This window comes from Pseudomonas sp. MWU13-2100 (assembly GCF_023242365.1).
Lineage (GTDB): Bacteria > Pseudomonadota > Gammaproteobacteria > Pseudomonadales > Pseudomonadaceae > Aquipseudomonas.
Window position 1 is genome coordinate 70,175 of the sequence record NZ_JALLIX010000022.1, and the last position, 17,619, is coordinate 87,793.

At 59.8% G+C, this 17,619-nt stretch carries 20 protein-coding genes, 1 tRNA gene and 1 pseudogene; 15 read left to right on the forward strand and 7 right to left on the reverse strand.

Translation table 11 applies throughout. From position 1 onward, the window contains the following. Positions 1–143: 143 nt before the first annotated feature. From M5B99_RS16730 to M5B99_RS29980, 3 genes are all read right to left on the reverse strand, one after another. Entirely contained in the window at positions 144–425 is a 282-nt protein-coding gene (locus tag M5B99_RS16730) for a peptidylprolyl isomerase (RefSeq protein ID WP_100939307.1), read from the reverse strand. A 279-nt stretch (positions 426–704) separates the two neighbouring features. After that, positions 705–1,796, reverse strand: coding sequence for a 3-deoxy-7-phosphoheptulonate synthase (locus M5B99_RS16735; protein ID WP_248805081.1), 1,092 nt, complete (start codon positions 1,794–1,796; stop codon positions 705–707). Between the two features lie 335 nt (positions 1,797–2,131). Then, positions 2,132–2,263 (reverse strand): hypothetical protein, encoded by a 132-nt coding sequence (locus tag M5B99_RS29980; RefSeq protein ID WP_263860545.1) that lies wholly within the window; start codon positions 2,261–2,263, stop codon positions 2,132–2,134. Between the two features lie 162 nt (positions 2,264–2,425). Here M5B99_RS29980 and M5B99_RS16740 point away from each other — a divergent pair, with 162 nt between their 5' ends. Both M5B99_RS16740 and M5B99_RS16745 read left to right on the forward strand, forming a co-directional pair. Further along, positions 2,426–3,184, forward strand: coding sequence for a carbon-nitrogen hydrolase family protein (locus M5B99_RS16740; RefSeq protein WP_248805082.1), 759 nt, complete (start codon positions 2,426–2,428; stop codon positions 3,182–3,184). Then, positions 3,148–3,639 (forward strand): GNAT family N-acetyltransferase, encoded by a 492-nt coding sequence (locus M5B99_RS16745; protein WP_412548742.1) that lies wholly within the window; start codon positions 3,148–3,150, stop codon positions 3,637–3,639. The genes M5B99_RS16740 and M5B99_RS16745 overlap by 37 nt, the downstream gene beginning before the upstream one ends. 68 nt (positions 3,640–3,707) lie before the next feature. Here M5B99_RS16745 and M5B99_RS16750 read toward each other — a convergent pair whose 3' ends face one another. Then, positions 3,708–3,929 (reverse strand): DNA-binding protein, encoded by a 222-nt coding sequence (locus M5B99_RS16750; protein ID WP_248805084.1) that lies wholly within the window; start codon positions 3,927–3,929, stop codon positions 3,708–3,710. Positions 3,930–4,010: 81 nt separating this feature from the next. On the opposite strand from M5B99_RS16750, the gene M5B99_RS16755 reads away from it, so the two are divergent. The 6 genes from M5B99_RS16755 to M5B99_RS16780 all read left to right on the forward strand — a co-directional run bounded on the left by M5B99_RS16755 (position 4,011) and on the right by M5B99_RS16780 (position 8,437). After that, positions 4,011–4,376, forward strand: a complete 366-nt coding sequence (locus M5B99_RS16755) for a helix-turn-helix domain-containing protein (RefSeq protein WP_248805113.1) — start codon at positions 4,011–4,013, stop codon at positions 4,374–4,376. 151 nt (positions 4,377–4,527) lie between these two features. After that, complete coding sequence (gene uvrY, locus M5B99_RS16760; protein ID WP_100939313.1) at positions 4,528–5,166, forward strand: UvrY/SirA/GacA family response regulator transcription factor; 639 nt, start codon at positions 4,528–4,530, stop codon at positions 5,164–5,166. A 2-nt stretch (positions 5,167–5,168) separates the two neighbouring features. Beyond that, on the forward strand, positions 5,169–6,992 hold the full coding sequence (uvrC, locus tag M5B99_RS16765) for an excinuclease ABC subunit UvrC (RefSeq protein ID WP_248805085.1): 1,824 nt from the start codon (positions 5,169–5,171) through the stop codon (positions 6,990–6,992). A 32-nt stretch (positions 6,993–7,024) separates the two neighbouring features. Further along, a complete protein-coding gene (gene pgsA / locus M5B99_RS16770; protein WP_248805086.1) occupies positions 7,025–7,594 on the forward strand; it encodes a CDP-diacylglycerol--glycerol-3-phosphate 3-phosphatidyltransferase in 570 nt (189 codons plus the stop codon). Between the two features lie 63 nt (positions 7,595–7,657). Beyond that, a tRNA-Gly gene (locus M5B99_RS16775) sits at positions 7,658–7,733 on the forward strand. Between the two features lie 434 nt (positions 7,734–8,167). Beyond that, positions 8,168–8,437: a UDP binding domain-containing protein gene (locus M5B99_RS16780; RefSeq protein WP_263860546.1), complete on the forward strand. Its 270-nt coding sequence runs from the start codon at positions 8,168–8,170 to the stop codon at positions 8,435–8,437. Here M5B99_RS16780 and M5B99_RS16785 read toward each other — a convergent pair. From M5B99_RS16785 to M5B99_RS16795, 3 genes are all read right to left on the reverse strand, one after another. Then, positions 8,419–9,219 (reverse strand): helix-turn-helix transcriptional regulator, encoded by an 801-nt coding sequence (locus tag M5B99_RS16785; protein ID WP_248805088.1) that lies wholly within the window; start codon positions 9,217–9,219, stop codon positions 8,419–8,421. The two genes, M5B99_RS16780 and M5B99_RS16785, sit on opposite strands and share 19 nt — an antisense overlap. Before the next feature lie 81 nt (positions 9,220–9,300). Beyond that, positions 9,301–9,882: an anthranilate synthase component II gene (locus M5B99_RS16790; RefSeq protein ID WP_248805089.1), complete on the reverse strand. Its 582-nt coding sequence runs from the start codon at positions 9,880–9,882 to the stop codon at positions 9,301–9,303. Continuing rightward, on the reverse strand, positions 9,879–11,348 hold the full coding sequence (locus M5B99_RS16795; RefSeq protein WP_248805090.1) for an anthranilate synthase component I family protein: 1,470 nt from the start codon (positions 11,346–11,348) through the stop codon (positions 9,879–9,881). Before M5B99_RS16795 ends, M5B99_RS16790 begins: the two co-directional genes overlap by 4 nt. Before the next feature lie 657 nt (positions 11,349–12,005). Between M5B99_RS16795 and M5B99_RS16800 the strand changes: the two genes are divergently transcribed. The 7 genes and pseudogenes from M5B99_RS16800 to M5B99_RS29985 all read left to right on the forward strand — a co-directional run bounded on the left by M5B99_RS16800 (position 12,006) and on the right by M5B99_RS29985 (position 17,615). Beyond that, entirely contained in the window at positions 12,006–13,358 is a 1,353-nt protein-coding gene (locus M5B99_RS16800; RefSeq protein ID WP_248805091.1) for a phenylacetate--CoA ligase family protein, read from the forward strand. Positions 13,359–13,366: 8 nt separating this feature from the next. Then, positions 13,367–13,912 carry an acetyltransferase gene (locus tag M5B99_RS16805; RefSeq protein ID WP_248805092.1) on the forward strand — a complete coding sequence of 182 codons (546 nt, stop codon included), beginning with the start codon at positions 13,367–13,369 and terminating at the stop codon, positions 13,910–13,912. A 1-nt stretch (position 13,913) separates the two neighbouring features. Further along, complete coding sequence (locus M5B99_RS16810; RefSeq protein ID WP_248805093.1) at positions 13,914–14,597, forward strand: iron-containing redox enzyme family protein; 684 nt, start codon at positions 13,914–13,916, stop codon at positions 14,595–14,597. Positions 14,598–14,600: 3 nt separating this feature from the next. Continuing rightward, positions 14,601–15,212 (forward strand): flavodoxin family protein, encoded by a 612-nt coding sequence (locus tag M5B99_RS16815; RefSeq protein WP_248805094.1) that lies wholly within the window; start codon positions 14,601–14,603, stop codon positions 15,210–15,212. 5 nt (positions 15,213–15,217) lie between these two features. Beyond that, positions 15,218–16,127: pseudogene (locus tag M5B99_RS16820) on the forward strand (DMT family transporter). Beyond that, positions 16,114–17,022 carry an alpha/beta fold hydrolase gene (locus M5B99_RS16825; protein WP_248805096.1) on the forward strand — a complete coding sequence of 303 codons (909 nt, stop codon included), beginning with the start codon at positions 16,114–16,116 and terminating at the stop codon, positions 17,020–17,022. The pseudogene M5B99_RS16820 and the gene M5B99_RS16825 overlap by 14 nt, the downstream one beginning before the upstream one ends. After that, on the forward strand, positions 17,010–17,615 hold the full coding sequence (locus M5B99_RS29985; RefSeq protein ID WP_318654573.1) for an acyl-homoserine-lactone synthase: 606 nt from the start codon (positions 17,010–17,012) through the stop codon (positions 17,613–17,615). Before M5B99_RS16825 ends, M5B99_RS29985 begins: the two co-directional genes overlap by 13 nt. The last annotated feature ends 4 nt before the right edge of the window (positions 17,616–17,619 follow it).

A 17,619-nucleotide genomic window follows, 5' to 3' on the forward strand; every position in this document is an offset into this window, starting at 1 on the left:
AGAGCGTGCTCGCGAAGAGGCCCTTGAGACCGCTAAAAGCTTCGCGGGCAAGCACCGCTCCCACAGTGACGTGGCGTGTTTCAATATCCCATTTCCCTTAACTGATCGGCATTAGGGCAAGCCCTCTCGCCACGGGGACCGGATCAGTCCTGGCGACTGGTCACTTCCAGCAGGTGGTAGCCGAACTGGGTTTTCACCGGGCCTTGTACGGTATTGACCGGGGCGCTGAAGACCACTGTGTCGAACTCCTTGACCATCTGGCCCGGGCCGAACGAGCCCAGGTTGCCGCCGTCGCGGCTGGACGGGCAGGTGGAGTTGGCTTTGGCGATCTCGGCGAAATCGGCGCCGCCTTCGATCTGGGCCTTGAGTTCGTTGCACTTGGCTTCGCTGGCAACCAGGATGTGACGGGCAGTGGCTTTGGCCATGGGGTGATACTCCTTTCTGGAAAGTGTCGAGATTACCGGAATCAGGCCGGATTTTCCCGGCAAAAGTTCCTGGCGACGCGGTGTATCGGATCTGTGGCGAGCGGGCTTGCCCCATTGTTTTAAAGCCGAGCGCGGTTTTGTGGCGAGCGGGCTTGCCCGCGCTCGGCTGTGAAGCAGTCGCAAAATCGGTCGGCTCGGCCGACCTGATGTTCCGAATTCGCTGGTTTCAGGGCCGCTTCGCAGCCCAGCGCGGGCAAGCCCGCTCGCCACAAGGTTTCTTCAGGCTCCGAGCATCTCCGCCACCGGCTGCTTACGCAGTTGCCCGGCCGCCTCGCGCAGCAATTCTTCGGTCGCCTCCCAGCCGAGGCAGCCATCGGTGATCGAAACGCCATAGCGCAGGTTCGCGCTCAACGGCTGGCAACCTTCGAACAGATGACTCTCGAGCATCATCCCGACCAGCGAGCGATCACCGCGCAGGCGCTGCTCCAGCACATCGGCGAACACCGCCGGCTGGCGCAACGGGTCCTTGCCGCTGTTGGCGTGGCTGCAATCGACCATGATCCGCGGCGCGATCGACTGTTTGGCCAGGCCGGCGCGCACCTGGGCCACGCTGTGCGCATCGTAGTTCGGCCCGCGATGGCCGCCGCGCAGCACCAGATGGGTGTCCGGGTTGCCCTGGGTCTGGATGATCGCCGGGTGGCCCTGGCTGTCGACGCCGAAATGCCGATGGGCGTGGGCTGCCGAACGCATGGCATCCGCGGCGATGCCGACACTGCCGTCGGTGCCGTTCTTGAACCCCACCGGCATCGGCAGGCCGCTGGCCATTTCCCGGTGGATCTGCGATTCCGTGGTCCGCGCGCCAATCGCGCCCCAGCTCAGCAGGTCATCGATATAACCGGTCGCCATGGGTTGCAGCAGTTCGCTGGCAATCGGCAGGCCCAGGCGCAGCATCTCGCGCATCAGTTCACGGGACAGGGCCAGGCCGCCGGCCATGTCGTCGCTGCCATCCAGGTGCGGGTCGTAGGCCAGGCCTTTCCAGCCCACCGTGGTCCGCGGTTTCTCGATGTAGGCGCGCATCACCAGGAGCATCTGGTCGCTGACCTCGGCCGCCAGTTCGGCCAGGCGGCCGGCGTATTCCAGGGCCGATTGCGGATCATGGATCGAGCAAGGGCCGACAATCACCAGCAGGCGCGGGTCTTCACCGTTGAGGATGGCGCGCACGGCACGGCGGTGGCGCTCGACCTGTTCGCCGAGGCTGGCATTGAGGGGCAGGTGCTGTTTGAGTTGCAGCGTGCTGGGCAGGCGCTGGGTCAGCGGCTCGTTGGCCGATGGCCGGGCGGAGGACGGCAGAGCGCAGAGAGAAGAGTTCATGTTCGGGCTTCCTGGGCTGGCGGCGGGTGTTTCCCGCGCGCGGCCCTACTGGGGTGTTCGACAATCAGCCGGACTGGCTGTGAGTGTGTGCGTGCCACCTGTGCGTGACCGTTCGGAGGCGGCGTGCTGTCCCGAGCGGAGCTTGCTAAATCGCCAGGCGCCGGTGATGTCGTTGCGGTAATAGAGGCTGTAGTTCATGTCGGTATTCCTTGATTTAAAAAGTCGGTTGCAAAATGTTGGGGCCTGAAAAAACAAAACCCCCGGTCGGGAGGCCGACCGGGGGTTGAGAATTCTCTGGTAGGCGACCCCTGTATTCAGTGGGCGCCGGTTGGGTGTCAGGCGCGCCAGTGGCTAAACCAATACCCAAAATAAAAGCTCACGCGGGTGCCGACCGTGTTCATCCGGGCAGCCGCGACCGAGCGCGAAGCGCTGGCGGTGTGGCAAAGCGGGGATTGAGTCAGGTGCATGGTGCAACTCCGTGTGAATGTCGCCGAGCTTACTAGAGCGCGATCGCTCTGTTCAATCAGAAAATTCTATGAGGTCTGGCGAGTAGGTTCTATCGCTTAAATGCGTTAGGGGTTTATGACACACTCGACAGATATTTCCGAACGAATTCTTAGGACTGAATCATGAGCGTGTTTACCCTTGCCGCTGCCCAAGCCGTCTCGATTGCCGGAGACCTGCAGGCCAATATCGGCCGACACCTGGCGTTCATGCAGCAGGCCGCGGAGCAGGGCGTGGAGTTCCTGCTGTTCCCCGAGTTGTCATTGACCGGCTATGAGCGCGGCCTCGCGGCAGGGTTGGCGATTACCCCGGACGACCCGGTACTGGCGCCGTTGCGCGAACTGGCCCGGGAACTGAAGCTGGTGACCGTGGTGGGCATGCCGATACGCCTGTCCGCCAACGGCCCGGTGCTGATCGGAGCGCTGACATTCGGTGCCGACGGCTCCTTGCAGGTGTACAGCAAGCAGCATCTGCACGACGGTGAAGAAGTCGCGTTTACCCCCGGAAACGGCGGCGAGCCATTGACAATTGCCGATGAGCGAATTGCTCTGGCGGTTTGCGCTGACTTTTCCCACGCCAGTCATCCGCTACGGGCTGCGCAATCTAGGGCTAATCTTTATGCCGCCAGTGTGTTGATCACTGAGAACGGTTATGGACCCGATACGGCCTTGTTACAGGGCTATGCCCGGGACCACGGCATGGCGGTGCTGATGGCCAATCATGGCGGTCTGACGGGCGGCTGGCAGTCGGCGGGGCGCACTGCGCTGTGGGCGGCCGGCGGGCAACGGGTGGTGGTGGCTGAAGGTACGGGGGATGTGTTGGTGATCGGGCGTCGTGTCGCCGGTCAATGGTCTGGGGAGGTGATGTCGGTGACGGGCTTGTGAACGGCTGCTGGCGTTTTCGCCCGGCACTGAACGCGGACCTGGCGTTCGCTCGGGAGCTCACCCGCCAGAACATGATGGCTTACTACTGTGAGTACGGTTTGCTGTGGTTGGATGAGGCCTTTGACCAGGCCTGGGCCGGGCGGCAGAACGAACTGTTGTGTGATGGCGAACAGGTGCTGGGTTTTGTCAGTTTCAGTCGCGATGCCAGGGCGCTGTACATTCGCGAGTTGCAGTTGGTCGAGGCAGGTCGAGGTCAGGGGCTGGGCGGCTGGTTGATCGGACAGGCGCGGGAAATCGCCTTCAGGGAGGGGCGCCGGGAGTTGCGCCTGACCGTGTTCAAGAGCAACCCTGCCCAGCGGCTGTATTTGCGTCAGGGCTTGGCCGTGGTCGGTGAGGACGAGTGCTTTTTTCGTATGAGTCTCGTTACTTTAAAAACGCTATCTAGCAATAACTGACAATACTTTGAGAATTGTCCTATAAATCGCTGCGCGAAGTGCATACTTGGCCCTATTAAAGCCGGGAATTAGTCACTCGGCTTGTCGGTGCCGGATGGGATGATTCCATCCTTCATGCCCAGCAGGACCGCGACCTTATGGGCTTCGCCACGCCGTCCCTTTTTACGCCCAGCGAGCACTTGATAGGTGGTTGCCGGGTCGACGCCATGTTCTCGCGCAAACTCCTGAACCGATTTTCCTTGGTGTTCCAGCCAAGCCTTGGCTTGTGCGGCGGTGCGAATACCGGGCATAGTTCAAAACCGTTCAAATGTGTTTAATGCTTGTTGAGTATATCACCCTTAAGGGTGTTTAAAATGGGATCTTACATCCAAATGAGTGGAATTGGTTCGCGATTGCGGCAAGAGAGAGAGCGGCTGGGTTTGTCGCAGAAGGCTTTTGGTGAAATCGGAGGCGTTGAGGCCAACGCGCAGGGCAAATACGAAAGCGGTGATCGCGCACCGAAGGCCGACTATTTGTCTCGTGTGGCCGCGCGGGGCGTCGATGTGCTTTACGTGCTGACCGGGCAGGCGACGCCGATGCAACTGGATAACCTCAGCCAAGTGGAAGAGAAAGTGTTGGGTAACTATCGGGTACTGCAAAAGGAGGATCAGGACGCTATCCACCGGCTGACCACCACCTTGGCTGAAACCGCCGGGCCCTATGGGTCAAACGGCCGAAGCGGCTCGGGTGATTCCTGAATCGCTTCATTTCCGACGAAACGTGCTTGCCGCCCGGCAAGCGCTTATAGTGCATTGATACTCTTATGTGACGCTTGCAACTAGGTCAGGCCCGCGGTTTTTTGCTAAGGTGGTCAATAATCTGATAAGACCAAATTCGTGAGGTGTCTGCTTGATTAGGGTGCTAGTAGTCGATGACCATGATCTTGTGCGTACAGGCATTACGCGGATGTTGGCGGACATCGACGGTCTGCAGGTCGTGGGACAAGCTGAATCGGGAGAGGAAGCGTTGCTCAAGACGCGGGAGCTCAAACCCGATGTAGTGCTGATGGACGTCAAGATGCCTGGCATCGGCGGCCTGGAGGCTACGCGCAAATTGCTGCGCAGTCATCCGGACATCAAGGTGGTGGCGGTGACCGTCTGTGAAGAAGACCCGTTCCCGACCCGTTTGCTGCAAGCCGGGGCGGCCGGTTACCTGACCAAGGGCGCGGGCCTGGCGGAAATGGTCCAGGCCATTCGCCTGGTGTTTTCCGGGCAGCGCTACATCAGTCCGCAGATCGCCCAGCAGTTGGCGCTCAAGTCCTTCCAGCCGGCCAGTGACTCGCCATTCGACGCCTTGTCCGAGCGCGAGATCCAGATTGCGCTGATGATCGTCGGCTGCCAGAAAGTCCAGATCATCTCCGACAAGCTGTGCCTGTCGCCGAAAACCGTGAACACCTACCGCTATCGGATTTTCGAGAAGCTTTCAGTCAGCAGCGATGTCGAGTTGACGCTCCTGGCGGTTCGCCACGGCATGGTCGATGCCGGCTGACAATGACTGACCTGTTCGATTCCAGTGCCTTCCTGTCGACTTGCAGTGGCCGCCCCGGCGTCTACCGCATGTTCGATGGCGACGCACGCCTGCTTTATGTCGGCAAAGCCAAGAACCTGAAGAAGCGTCTGGCCAGTTACTTCCGCAAGACTGGCCTGGCGCCGAAGACCGCGGCATTGGTGGGGCGTATCGCCCAGGTGGAAACCACCATCACCGCCAATGAAACCGAAGCGCTGCTGCTGGAGCAGACGCTGATCAAGGAATGGCGGCCGCCTTACAACATCCTGCTACGTGACGATAAATCCTATCCCTATGTCTTTCTCTCGGACGGCGACTACCCGCGGCTGAGCATTCACCGTGGGGCCAAGAAAGCCAAGGGCAAGTATTTCGGGCCTTACCCGAGTGCCGGGGCGATTCGTGAAAGCCTGAGCCTGCTGCAAAAGACCTTCCTGGTCCGCCAGTGCGAGGACAGCTACTACAAGAACCGCACCCGACCCTGCCTGCAATACCAGATCAAGCGCTGCAAGGCGCCCTGTGTCGGGTTGGTGGAGCCGCAGGTGTATGCCGAGGATGTGCGCCACTCGGTGATGTTTCTCGAAGGGCGCAGCAATGCCCTGACCGACGAATTGAACGCCGGCATGGAACAGGCGGCGAGCATCCTCGATTTCGAACGGGCGGCGGAGCTGCGCGACCAGATCTCGCTGCTGCGCCGGGTCCAGGACCAGCAGAGCATGGAAGGTGGCACCGGTGATGTCGACGTGGTCGCGGCCTTCATCAACCCGGGCGGCGCCTGTGTGCACCTGATCAGCGTGCGTGGCGGGCGAGTGCTGGGCAGCAAGAATTTCTTCCCGCAGGTGGGTATCGAGGAGGACGTTTCCGAAGTGCTGATGGCGTTTCTCGGCCAGTACTTTATCGGCAGTCCCGAGCGCGACCTGCCGAGCGAACTGATCGTCAACGTGGTCCACGAGGATTTTCCGACTCTGATCGCGGCCATCGATGGATTGCGCGGGCGCGAATTGGCCATCAGTCATCGGGTGCGTGGTACGCGGGCCCGCTGGCAACAGTTGGCGGTGACCAATGCCGAACAGGCCCTGGGCGCGCGCCTGGCCGATCGTCAGCATATGGCCGCGCGCTTCGAGGCCCTGGCCGAGGTGCTGAACCTGGAAGAGCCGCCGCAGCGCCTGGAGTGTTACGACATCAGTCATTCCAGTGGTGAAGCGACGGTCGCGTCTTGCGTGGTATTTGGCCCGGAAGGCCCGATCAAGTCCGACTATCGCCGTTACAATATCGAAGGCGTCACTGCCGGCGACGACTACGCGGCGATGCACCAGGCCCTGACCCGGCGTTTCAGCAAGCTCAAGGACGGTGAGGGCAAGCTGCCGGATATCCTGCTGGTGGACGGCGGCAAGGGCCAGTTGTCCATGGCTCGCGATGTGCTCAATGAGCTGGCGGTGCCGGACCTGATCCTGCTCGGCGTGGCCAAGGGGGCGACGCGCAAGGCCGGTTTCGAAACCTTGTACCTCAACGACGCGGCTCATGAATTCACCTTGAAAGGCGATTCGCCGGCCCTGCATTTGATCCAGCAGATTCGCGACGAAGCCCACCGTTTTGCCATTACCGGGCACCGGGCGCGGCGTGGCAAGACCCGGCGCACCTCGACCCTGGAAGGGGTGGCGGGGGTCGGGCCGAAGCGTCGTCGTGAACTATTGAAACATTTTGGTGGATTGCAGGAGCTGTCCCGTGCCAGCATCGACGAGATCGCCAAAGCACCTGGGATCAGTAAAAAGCTCGCTGAGTCGATTTATGCAAGCCTGCACAGCGAGTAGAATGCCTTTCAACCTCGTAGCCAGTTGTGCCGATGAATATCCCTAATCTGATTACCGTTTTACGCGTCGTACTCATTCCGATTTTCATTTTGCTGTTTTACCTGCCTTACCAGTGGAGTTACATGGCGGCCAGTTCGGTGTTTGCCTTTGCGGCGGCGACGGATTGGCTGGACGGCTACCTGGCCCGTCGCCTGGAGCAGAGCACGCCGTTCGGCGCGTTTCTCGATCCGGTGGCGGACAAACTGATGGTGGCCGTGGCGCTGGTCTTGCTGGTGCAGGAGCATGGCAACCTGTGGTTGACCTTGCCGGCGGCGGTGATCATCGGTCGTGAGATCGTGGTCTCGGCCCTGCGCGAGTGGATGGCTGAAATCGGGGAGCGGGCGCAGGTCGCCGTTTCCAACATGGGCAAATGGAAAACCGCGGCGCAGATGCTGGCGCTGGTGATTCTGCTGGCCAACCCCTCGGACTTCAGCTTCTGGGTGCTGATGGGCTACACCTTGCTGATGGCGGCGGCGGTGCTGACCCTGTGGTCGATGCTGCAGTATTTGCGGGCGGCGTGGCCGCATTTGAAGATCAATGCGGAAAATCCTGAAAAGAAATAAAACTATTTTGAATCAAGGGGTTGACGGGGTGCGTAGATTCTATAGAATGCGCATCACCAAGACGCGGGAATAGCTCAGTTGGTAGAGCACGACCTTGCCAAGGTCGGGGTCGCGAGTTCGAGTCTCGTTTCCCGCTCCAAATATAGCGTTTGCAGAGTGCCACTGAATTCTGCAAGCGATTGAAAACAGGACCTTCGGGTCCTTTTTTCGTTCCGGCGGGGACCACTGAAATCCAGCACCATCCAGTGCGTTTAAGTCCCGATTTAAGTCCCGATGGGAACCTTGAATTTGGATGAGTACTGAATCGGTTTGTTGCTGGAGCAGCTTGGATTGCGAGATGAGCATTTGGCCCTGGCCCTGGCCCTGACTCTGTTCAGGAGCTCGCTATGGCACTCTCGGATACCACCGTTCGGCAAGCCAGAATTACCGGCAACGATTACTCCCTCGGCGATAAGGATGGGCTTGCGCTCAATGTGACGGCCCGTGGGGATTCCATGACCATCCGGAGTAAGCGAACAGCGAACACGCCTTCCGAGCTCCCAAATTAAGGGCGATGGTGTCCGCATCGTCGAGTTGCGAGCCTATGGCGTCAATGTCCATGTGCATGACCCACTGGCCGATCCGGCGACGGTCATGCGTCAGTACGACTGCGCATTGAGCAGTCGGGAGCAACTGCCTGCCGGCGATGCGATGGTCGTGTCTGTGCCCCATGAGGCCTATCGGTGCACCTCATTGCAGCAGATGCGGACCAAGTTATTGCCGGGGGCATGTGTGATCGATGTCAAGGCTGTCCTGGATCGGGAGTCCTACGAGGCCGAGGGTTATCATTTCTGGCGCCTGTAAACCGGTGGGACAACTGTCGGCATGACCAGTCCACAGGCCGCCGCAGCACTGACGGCCTGCTGGCGACTCACCGAACCCAGCTTGCGTCGGGCATTGAGCAAGTGGAAGTCGATGGTGCGCTCGGAACAGGTCAGGATATGACTGATTTCCCAGGTGGTCTTGCCGACGCTGGCCCAATACAGGCAGTCCATTTCCTTGGGCGTCAGGTCCTGGCGGGGTTGGGCAGGTGCCTGCAACTGATGGCGTATCCCGGCGAGCAGATAGGGGATGAGCATGAACAATTGATAGACGGCGGGGTTGGAAAAAACCTCCTGTTCGGTGATCTGGGTGTCATCGAAAGCCACGCTCAGGGTTCCCCTGAGCAGCTCGTAGCGCAACGGAATGCTCAGACCGCTATGCAGGCCGTGTTGTTCGCGTTGCTGCCAAAAGTGCTGGGAGCGCCCACGGGCGCGCCGGCGCTCGCTGTCCCAGAAAAAAGGCACCAGTTCGCGTCGACAGTGCCGCAGTATCGGGTCGATCTCGATCAGCCCGTCACCGCGATAGTGTTCCAGCCAGCGTTTGGGAAAAGTGGTGATGAGGCCGGCAAGAGGGTCGGTATCCCCGCGTGCTACTGGTCCCAGGCTGATGAGGTAGCTGCCGAAGCCGAGTTGGCGCAGCACTTTGTTGACCAGACGCTCCCAATCGCAACGGTTGGCATCTTTGGCCAGACTCATAAAGGCGGTCAGCTGTGCGGTACGCCCGGCCTGGGTCCGGCCGCAGACGGAAGAGTTGAGTTTGTCCATAAACGAGTCGCTCTTGTTATAGCGGGAATGAAACAGCCGGAGCACGGAACAGAAGGGGCGTGTGCCCCTTCTGGCGGATCATTAGTGCGCGTGACACCGGATGAAGCTGCGGAACAGTTCCAGGCCGTTTTCAGTCAGGATGCTTTCAGGGTGAAACTGCACCCCCTCAACCGGCAGGTGTCGATGCCGTACGCCCATCACATAGCCGTCATCGGTGGATCTCGAGGTAACCACCAGGCAGTCAGGTAACTGCTGGTCGCTGATCATCAAAGAGTGATAGCGGGTGGCCTGTATAGCGCGTGCTTGCGTATGGTCATAGACACCCTTGCCATCGTTCTCGATCTTGCTCACCTTGCCGTGCATCACGTGCGGGGCCCGGCAAACCTGGGCTCCGAAGGCCAAGCCGATGGCCTGATGACCCAGGCAAACGCCCAGCAGCGGCAAATGCCCCTGAAAGTGCCGGATCACTTCGATATAGCCAACGTCGGCCGGGTGTCCTGGGCCGGGACCCAATACGCAGAAATCCGGCGAGAAAGCTTCGATGCGCTGGATGAGGTCGGGCACGTCGTGACGTTCGACGCGGGTTTCCAACCCCAGTTGTTCCAGGTATTGGCTGATGATGAAGACGAAGCTGTCATAAGCGTCGATCAGGAAGACTTTCACAGTGCGATCTCCTTGCCGGTCACCGCCCGGTATACAGAACCCATCTTGTACAACGTTTCTTTCCACTCCATCTCGGGAACCGAATCGGCGACCACCCCAGCGGATGCGCGCAAGTGGTAGGTGCCCTCGTCGAAGACCGTCGAGCGAATGCACAAGGCGGTATTGACGCTGCCATCGAAACCCACCAGGCCCAGGGCGCCCGCGTAGATGCCCCGGCGGTCGCTCTCCATCCCCTCGATCAACTCCATTGCCCTGACCTTGGGGGCGCCGGACATGGTCCCGGCGGGGAACGAAGCCTTGATCACGTCGTAGGCATCCAGACCCGGGCGCAGCAGGCCGCGAACGTTCGACACCATGTGATAGAGGTGCGAGTACTCCTCCACCAGCATGAACTCGTCGACTTCCAGCGAGCCGGCCTGGCAGACGCGACCGATATCATTGCGACACAGATCGATGAGCATCAGGTGCTCGGCACGTTCCTTCTCTGAACGGGTCAGCTCCAGGACCAACTGAGTCGGATCGACGCCCGGCTTCTTGCCGACGGTGCCGGCGATCGGGCGCATCTCTATCAAGTCGTCCTTGATCCTGACGAACAGCTCAGGACTGGCGCCGATCAGGTCGATACCACCCACATGGGCTAGGTACATGTAAGGAGATGGGTTGCGAAGGCGCAGGTTCTGGTACACATCGAATGGCGAAACCTGCGAGCGAATCCGAATCTCATGGCCGAGCTGGATCTGGTAGACGTCGCCGGCGCGGATGTGCTCCATCGCCACTTCGACACGTTCGAAGAATTGCTCCGGGGTGACCGTGCGGGTTTCCTCGAATGTCTCTGGATACGGTGGCAGGTCCACCGCCTCGCACGCCACGGGTGTGGTCAGGAAGGGGTAATCCTCCATTGTGCGGGGCACCCATAGCGGGTGGTTGTTGATCAGGGTTTCGACAATGCCATTGCTGTGGAAATACACCAGTGTCTGATAGACCGACAGGGCAATGAGCGGGTAGTCGTAGGTCTGTTCGGCCAGATCGGGAAGCCGCTCGATCAGGCGTACGCAGTCGTAGGAGAAATAGCCGAAGAACGCCAGGCTGGAAGGGGCATTGGGTGCGGGCTGGAACATAGCCTGGATAGCCCGGAGCAGGTTCCATGCGGCCTCGCTGTCCGGCAGATGGATCTTGTGCGCGTGGTCAATCTGCACGCCGCTTTGGCGCAGGCTGGCGGACAAATGTTCACAAAGCGCAGGACAACCGCGCAGTTGTGCCTGGCCCTCATCGATACACACTTCGAAAAGGGGCTCGAGCCCAATGATTGTCGCCCTGCGATCACGGCTCGGACCGGAAAGTGATTCAAGAATGAAGACAGACTCGCGACCCAGTTGTGCCAGTGCATTCGCATATATACCAAGTGCATCTGTAGATCGACGCTCTTCACGGCGAAGAGCAGTCACGCCAATTAAATGTTTATTCATGGTTAATACCATTTTTAATGGTGTAACGATTCAGGCGCTCCGTTAAGAGAGCGCCACGGGAATATAAAGTGCACGAACACTTTAAATAGGTGCTGACGGATATCCTGAATGTTCGGGGCGGATGCTTTTCATGTCGCGCGCAATACTGGACTTGCAACGGATTGCAGCCAGGCAATGTGCAGGACACATGGCGCAAGCGCCTTCGATTTCATGTTTGAATGATCAGGACGTTGCTGGCAAGCAGCAGGCAGGCTCCGGTCTACGCTGAATTAGCGACGCCAGATATTGCTTTTGAAGATGGCCAGAATGGCCCGGGAACAGCTGTCGGAATAGCTGTGGGAGGAACGGATAGCAGAAAGGTGATAGCACATTTTAGACATCCCAGTCTTGGCTAGGCACTGCGGGAAAAGTCGGCAGTGCGGTGAAATTACCAGTGCGCCCCAAGGCTGTCAACTGTTGGACTGGTATTGATTTTTCATTCTTTTCTTAGTGTTGATGGCCAGCAGATCTATTTCTGCGCCTATGTGGCCGCGCGTGCTCTTAACAAAAAACTCATGCGCGCACAACTGCGGAATAGTGCGGCTGGGTATTTGTAACTTCTGTCACTAACGTAGCGGCCGTTGAGTTCCAGTAACCCATCAAGCCCGAGCGGATGAAATGAAAGAGCATTTAGACACATTCAAGAAGCGGTACGATCCGATTCATCATGCCTATTGGACCGATGTCCTCAGCGACACCGCACTGGCTGCATGGCACCAGGAACAATTGCGTGAAGTGATCGGTCACGTGAAGCGTTCTTCGCCGTTCTATGCCAGGCACCTCGCCCAGGTCGACGAGCGTTCGCTGACCTTGGATGACCTCGTCACCTTGCCCTTCACGACCAAGGATGACTTGCGCGAGGCGGGGTTCGATATTTTGTCCGGCCCGCTGGAAGACAGCATCTTCTATTACGAGACCACGGGCACCACCGGGCCTGCTACGCCATGCCCTCGGGACCGCAAGGAAAGCTACGCGAGTAATCGCCAACTGGCCATGGCCTACCAGGCGGTGATCGAAAAGCACTTTGCGGGTGAAAAGACTGTGGTCGGCATCATGGGGCCCACCGAGGTCCATTCCTTCGGTGACACCCTGGGCGATGTCTGCACCCAGCTCGACGTGTGCAATGCCAAGATCTGGCCGCACTCACCGGTGATCGGCTGGCCCAAGGCGATGCAACTGCTCAAGGACCTGCGCATCGGGGTGCTCGCCTCTGCGCCGGGGCTTTTGCTGGCCATGGCGAAGCAAGCCGAGCGCCAAGGCTTCAACCCGCGCGAGGACTTCGCCCTGCGCGCCTTCATGATGAGTGGCGAGCTGTGTACCCCTGCGTTGAAGAACAACCTTTACAGTCTGTGGGGGGCGCAAGCCTACAACAGCCTGTATGGCTCCCAGGAAGCGATGATCATCGCGGCTTGCAACGCCAATGACCAACTGGTGCCTCATCGCCTGAACTACATTATCGAAGTGCTTGATCCCAAAACCGGCGAAAGCCTGGGTGGCACCGGCGATGGCGAGTTGTGCGTGACCATGCTGATCCCTGGCAGCAAACCGTTGATCCGTTACCGCACAGGCGACCTGGTCTCGATCCAGTCGCGTCCAGGCTATCCCCAATCGATGCGGCAGACCGTCAAGGTTGTCGGCCGAGTGAAGGATGCCGTGCATTTGAACGATCGCGCCTTTTCGGCCGCGCAGATCGAGCAGGCGCTGCTTGAAGGCGTGGAACAGTGCCTTGGCTATCAGATCGTCCTCAGCCGCGCCAATGATCGCGATACCGTTATCGCCAAGTTGGAGATGTCGCGCTTCTTCGATGGTGATTGCGCACGACTGGTGCTGCTGATCAAGGAGCGCCTGCGCGAACGACTGGGCGTCGAAGCCACGGTCATGGTGGTTGGCGATCTTGCCGAACACGTGAACCTTGGCAGCTGGTTCAGCTGGAAAGAAGCCCGCATCGTCGATCAACGCCAAGGCCAGTGAGGTCACCGATGAGCTTGTCTGTTCGCGTGATCGACAGCGCCAGTGATCTGTTCGAGTCCGTCAGGCAACTGAGGAGTCGCTACCTGGGGACTAACCCGGCGAAGGAGGATGACTTCGATCGAAGGGAGCAACTGCGCGACGCCATGTCCTATCACCTGATCTACCTGGACAACGACGAAGTGGTCGGGACGTTGCGCGTCACGCCGCTGGGCCATGGCCTGAGCTTCGTCGAGCGGGCTGTCAATGTGCACGCCTATTTCCAACAGTCGACGGATGCCTTCGATGCCAATCGCCTAGTGCTGGACGAGCGCTACCGCGGAGGACGGCACCTGCGCACTTTTCTCCTGCAGGCGGCCATCTGGCTGAAAGCCAACACTCACCTGCGATTTATCTCGGCACTGTGTCGCGGCCGACTGGCTGCGCTGTATGTCGGCCTGGGAGGGCGTGTGCTGGAGGATGACGTGACCTGGACCGGGGAACAGGTGGAGCGGCGCTACAGCCTCGTGTACCTGGAACTCGAAAGTGTTTACCACAATGTTAAAGGAGCCAATTGAAATGCAAACATTCTTCAAGGAACTCGACGCTATCGTCGAAGCGGGCTGGGCCCAGATCAAGCAGGGTGCCTACTGGAAATTCAGCCTGGACAATCCCACACCCCCAGCCCTCTACCAGCAGCTCATGTTGCAGGTGTACCACTACACTCGCTACAACTCGGTAAACCAGGCCGCCTGCGCCTACAGTGTCGACCCGGAAGAAACGATGCTGCTGCGCTTCGTTTATAAGCACGCTCTGGAAGAGCTGGGTCACGAGCGCATGGTGCTGCGCGACCTCGAGTCGGTCGGGCTGCTGCCGCAGGACATGCCGGCCCCCCTGGCGCCAACCCAGTCGCTGATCGCCTTCCTCAATGATGTGGCTATCCGCAAGGGGCCGATCGCACGGCTGGGCTACAGCTATTGGGCCGAAGACGTCTACGAGCACATCCAGCCTATCCTGGGCAGATTCCGCACTGACCTGGGTTTGAAGGACGAGCAGATGACGTTCTTCGTCGCCCACTCGACCATTGATGAGAAGCACGCCGAAGAAGTGCGCACGGCCATGCAACGTGCTGTGAAGACCGCGGAAGATCGTCGCCAGATCAAGGAAGTGGCACGCGTCACGTTGTGGCTGACCGGGCAGTTGATGGAGGAAGCGCTGCGCGCCTATCTGGCCGGCGAAGAAGGGCTGCGGGAGGCGTCCTGAATCATGAACCTGACCATCATTGTCGGTTCTAGCCGACCTTGTGGTGTCAGTGCACGGGTGGTGGCGCTGGTGCGCCGCCACTTGGGCGAGGAGGTCGAGGTCGATGCCATCTGGCTCAAGGACTACCGGATCGACTATTGCGATGCCGACAACGCCTGTTCAGACCAGGACTGCGCGTTGCAGGACGACATCGGACAGTTGGTGGCGCGGCTGGATCGCGCCGATGCGGTGCTCTATCTCCCCGTCATGCACGCCTACGGCACCAACAGTCGCTTCCAGGCGTTTCTGGAGCGGGTCGGCTATGGCTTCCTGCGTCCACGCCAACGCCCGCTACGCGACAAGCTCGCGGCGATTGCGGTCGTCGGTCGGCGCTATGGGCACACGGCTGTTTTCTCCCAGGTCGCGCTGAACGTACTGCTCAACAAGATGATTCTGGTCGGCTCGGGATTCCCGCCGTGCTTCCAGACACAGCTGGCCCACGATCCTGAAGCGGAGCAGGCCTTGTGCGAGACGCTGGACCGGCTTTGTGAACACTACCGTCGACTTAATCCAACCGGGGTTGCCACAAGCAAACCGAAAAGAATCCTGCGGCCCATTCAATTTCAGAAGGGATAACTGTCATGCCATTGAAAGATTCATTGCTAGCGCTGCTGGTCGCATTGCTCTGGGGCGCCCAGGTTACCGCCGTGAAGATGGGGGGGGGCCGAGCTCCCGCCGATCCTCATGGTCGCCATGCGCTACGCGATCATGGCGCTGTTTCTCCTGCCATTGCTCAAGCGGGTCAAGCGCGAGCAGTTCGGGTCCGTGGCCGTGATTGCCACAATCACCGGTACTTTGCATTTTGGTTTGCTATATTGTGGTATCGCCCGGGTAGACGCCTCTACCTCGGCAATCATCTATCAGTTGACGGCACCCTTTACCCTGATTCTGGCGTTCGCATTATTGGGTGAGGTCCTGAGAATGCGCGTACTGGCGGGTATTCTGTTGGCGTTCGCCGGTGTTCTGGTGCTGCTGGCCAAACCATCGGCGAGCGGTACGTTCGTCGGCATGCTGCTGGTAGCGCTGGCGGCCTTGGCATTCGCTGTCGGATCGGTGTTGACCAAGCGTCTCGGGCCGCTGGATCCGCTGGTCTTGAGTGCCTGGACCGCTGTTATCGCCGCGCCGCAACTGTTGTTGTGGTCCTTCCTCCAGGAAGGCGAGCAATGGGCAAGTGTCCACACGGCCAGCGCCCAGGCATGGTGGGCAGTCCTCTACACAGCGCTCAGTGGCGGTCTCCTGGGATTCGGCCTGTGGTTCTGGTTGCTTGGCCGCAACTCGATGCTGCAACTGAGCCCGTACCTGCTTCTGGTGCCAATGTTTGCGATCGCCGTCAGCCAGATTATGCTCGCCGAAGGCATCAGCCAGCGCCTGCTGATCGGGGCAGTGTTGACGCTGTCCGGTGTGGCGCTCTGCCAACTGCGCCTACCCGCAAAACTCTTTCTCAAGGCCGGCGGCAGCAAAGGGCAAGGAGTGGCGGATGAACAGCGTTGATCGACTGTTGCTCAGCACCTTGCGCCTGGTCCACCGTTGGCGGTTCGGTTTGAAACTGCGCTGGCACGCCAGTGCGCAAGGGCGCTTGGCCTATCTGGAAAACACTGCACGTCAGAAAGGGCCGACACTGGTCATCCTTCATGGTTTGGGCGCCAGCAAGGACCAGTGGGGACCTGCGATCCTGGGCATGGCGCGCCATCACCATTGCGTTTTTGTCGACTTACCGGGGCATGGCCAATCCTTGTACGAGTCGCGTGCAGGCTTCGGACCGCTGGCATTGCTGGCAGAGCTGGAGGGCTTGTTGGAAACGGTAGCCAAGGGCCCCTTCGTTCTGGTCGGCAGTTCTTTGGGCGGTTGTGTGGCCGGATTGTATGCCGCGAAATACCCCCAGCGTGTCAGTCACTTGGTCTTGCTGGCACCTGCCGGTCTTGGCCCGGCGGTACTAGGGCCAGCATTGCAAGCCAGCCTGCAAGGGCAAGGGACAGTCTTCGGCTATCGTACGGTCGAGGAGATGAAGCGCTTCTGGTGCCTGGTGTTCAAGGAGCCACCCCAGGTGCGAGGACGCCTGGCGCAGGCCATGGCAGCTAGTGGCAGATTGAGGTTTGCTGCTGTGCAGCGGGTGATCGAGGATTTTCGCCGCGAAGGCCTGGACGTGCTTCTCGAACGGCTTCCGCAGATCGCTTCGAGGACACTGGTGATCTGGGGACGGCATGACCAGGTGTTCCTGCCTGAGGCCCTGGAGAACCTGCTCCAGCAACTGCCCGACGCCTGTGGCCAGGTCATCGAGGATTCCGGGCACGTGCCCTATCTTGAACGGGGGACCGAGGTCGCCGCAGCCATCACAGGGTTCATATCAACGTCCTGTGCCGGGGAGGCTGGATCATGCTCGAAGTGATTACCAGCACCCGCAGTGATATGTCCCCAGCCCTGTTCAAGGCACTGGCTCGCTATCGGTATGAAGTGTTTGTCAAGGGCCTCGGCTGGGCGTTGCCCTGCGCCGAGGGCTTAGAGGTGGATGCCTTCGATCGACCGGATACGGTGTATGTCCTGGCCCGCGACAGCAGGCAGGAAATCGTCGGATGTGCTCGCTTGATTCCTACCGATCGTCTCTTTTTGTTGGGGGAAGTGTTCCCCCAGTTGATGGGCGACACTCCGTTGCCGTCCTCAAGTACCGTCTGGGAGCTATCCCGGTTCGCCAGCCGGCGTCTCTTGTCGCGACGCGCACAGGTCATTCGGGCCTGGCACGAAACAACATGGCTGATGAGCAAGGTCATTGGCATCGCTCAGACACTTTGGCAAAGGGGTAAGTTAGAAGGGTGCTTAGCTTCGGATATCCGAGGCGCTCAAGGGGTGGACTGTTCCACGGAGCGGTTCTCCTCACTCCGTGGGTTTTGGATAGTATCAACCCTCCGGATGGTAGAGCGCATAAGATGGGGCTTGGTGTCGCTTGTGACCATCCGTCAGGTTACAGCCTGGACGGCGTCTTGAGAGG

Excerpts from the sequence above, each read along its gene's own strand:
- M5B99_RS16730 (WP_100939307.1), bottom strand. The coding sequence starts at position 425 with ATGGCCAAAGCCACTGCCCGTCACATCCTGGTTGCCAGCGAAGCCAAG.
- M5B99_RS16735 (WP_248805081.1), bottom strand. The coding sequence starts at position 1,796 with ATGAACTCTTCTCTCTGCGCTCTGCCGTCCTCCGCCCGGCCATCGGCC.
- M5B99_RS29980 (WP_263860545.1), bottom strand. The coding sequence starts at position 2,263 with ATGCACCTGACTCAATCCCCGCTTTGCCACACCGCCAGCGCTTCGCGC.
- M5B99_RS16740 (WP_248805082.1), top strand. The coding sequence starts at position 2,426 with ATGAGCGTGTTTACCCTTGCCGCTGCCCAAGCCGTCTCGATTGCCGGA.
- M5B99_RS16745 (WP_412548742.1), top strand. The coding sequence starts at position 3,148 with ATGGTCTGGGGAGGTGATGTCGGTGACGGGCTTGTGAACGGCTGCTGG.
- M5B99_RS16750 (WP_248805084.1), bottom strand. The coding sequence starts at position 3,929 with ATGCCCGGTATTCGCACCGCCGCACAAGCCAAGGCTTGGCTGGAACAC.
- M5B99_RS16755 (WP_248805113.1), top strand. The coding sequence starts at position 4,011 with ATGAGTGGAATTGGTTCGCGATTGCGGCAAGAGAGAGAGCGGCTGGGT.
- uvrC (WP_248805085.1), top strand. The coding sequence starts at position 5,169 with ATGACTGACCTGTTCGATTCCAGTGCCTTCCTGTCGACTTGCAGTGGC.
- pgsA (WP_248805086.1), top strand. The coding sequence starts at position 7,025 with ATGAATATCCCTAATCTGATTACCGTTTTACGCGTCGTACTCATTCCG.
- M5B99_RS16785 (WP_248805088.1), bottom strand. The coding sequence starts at position 9,219 with ATGGACAAACTCAACTCTTCCGTCTGCGGCCGGACCCAGGCCGGGCGT.
- M5B99_RS16795 (WP_248805090.1), bottom strand. The coding sequence starts at position 11,348 with ATGAATAAACATTTAATTGGCGTGACTGCTCTTCGCCGTGAAGAGCGT.
- M5B99_RS16800 (WP_248805091.1), top strand. The coding sequence starts at position 12,006 with ATGAAAGAGCATTTAGACACATTCAAGAAGCGGTACGATCCGATTCAT.
- M5B99_RS16805 (WP_248805092.1), top strand. The coding sequence starts at position 13,367 with ATGAGCTTGTCTGTTCGCGTGATCGACAGCGCCAGTGATCTGTTCGAG.
- M5B99_RS16810 (WP_248805093.1), top strand. The coding sequence starts at position 13,914 with ATGCAAACATTCTTCAAGGAACTCGACGCTATCGTCGAAGCGGGCTGG.
- M5B99_RS16815 (WP_248805094.1), top strand. The coding sequence starts at position 14,601 with ATGAACCTGACCATCATTGTCGGTTCTAGCCGACCTTGTGGTGTCAGT.
- M5B99_RS16825 (WP_248805096.1), top strand. The coding sequence starts at position 16,114 with ATGAACAGCGTTGATCGACTGTTGCTCAGCACCTTGCGCCTGGTCCAC.
- M5B99_RS29985 (WP_318654573.1), top strand. The coding sequence starts at position 17,010 with ATGCTCGAAGTGATTACCAGCACCCGCAGTGATATGTCCCCAGCCCTG.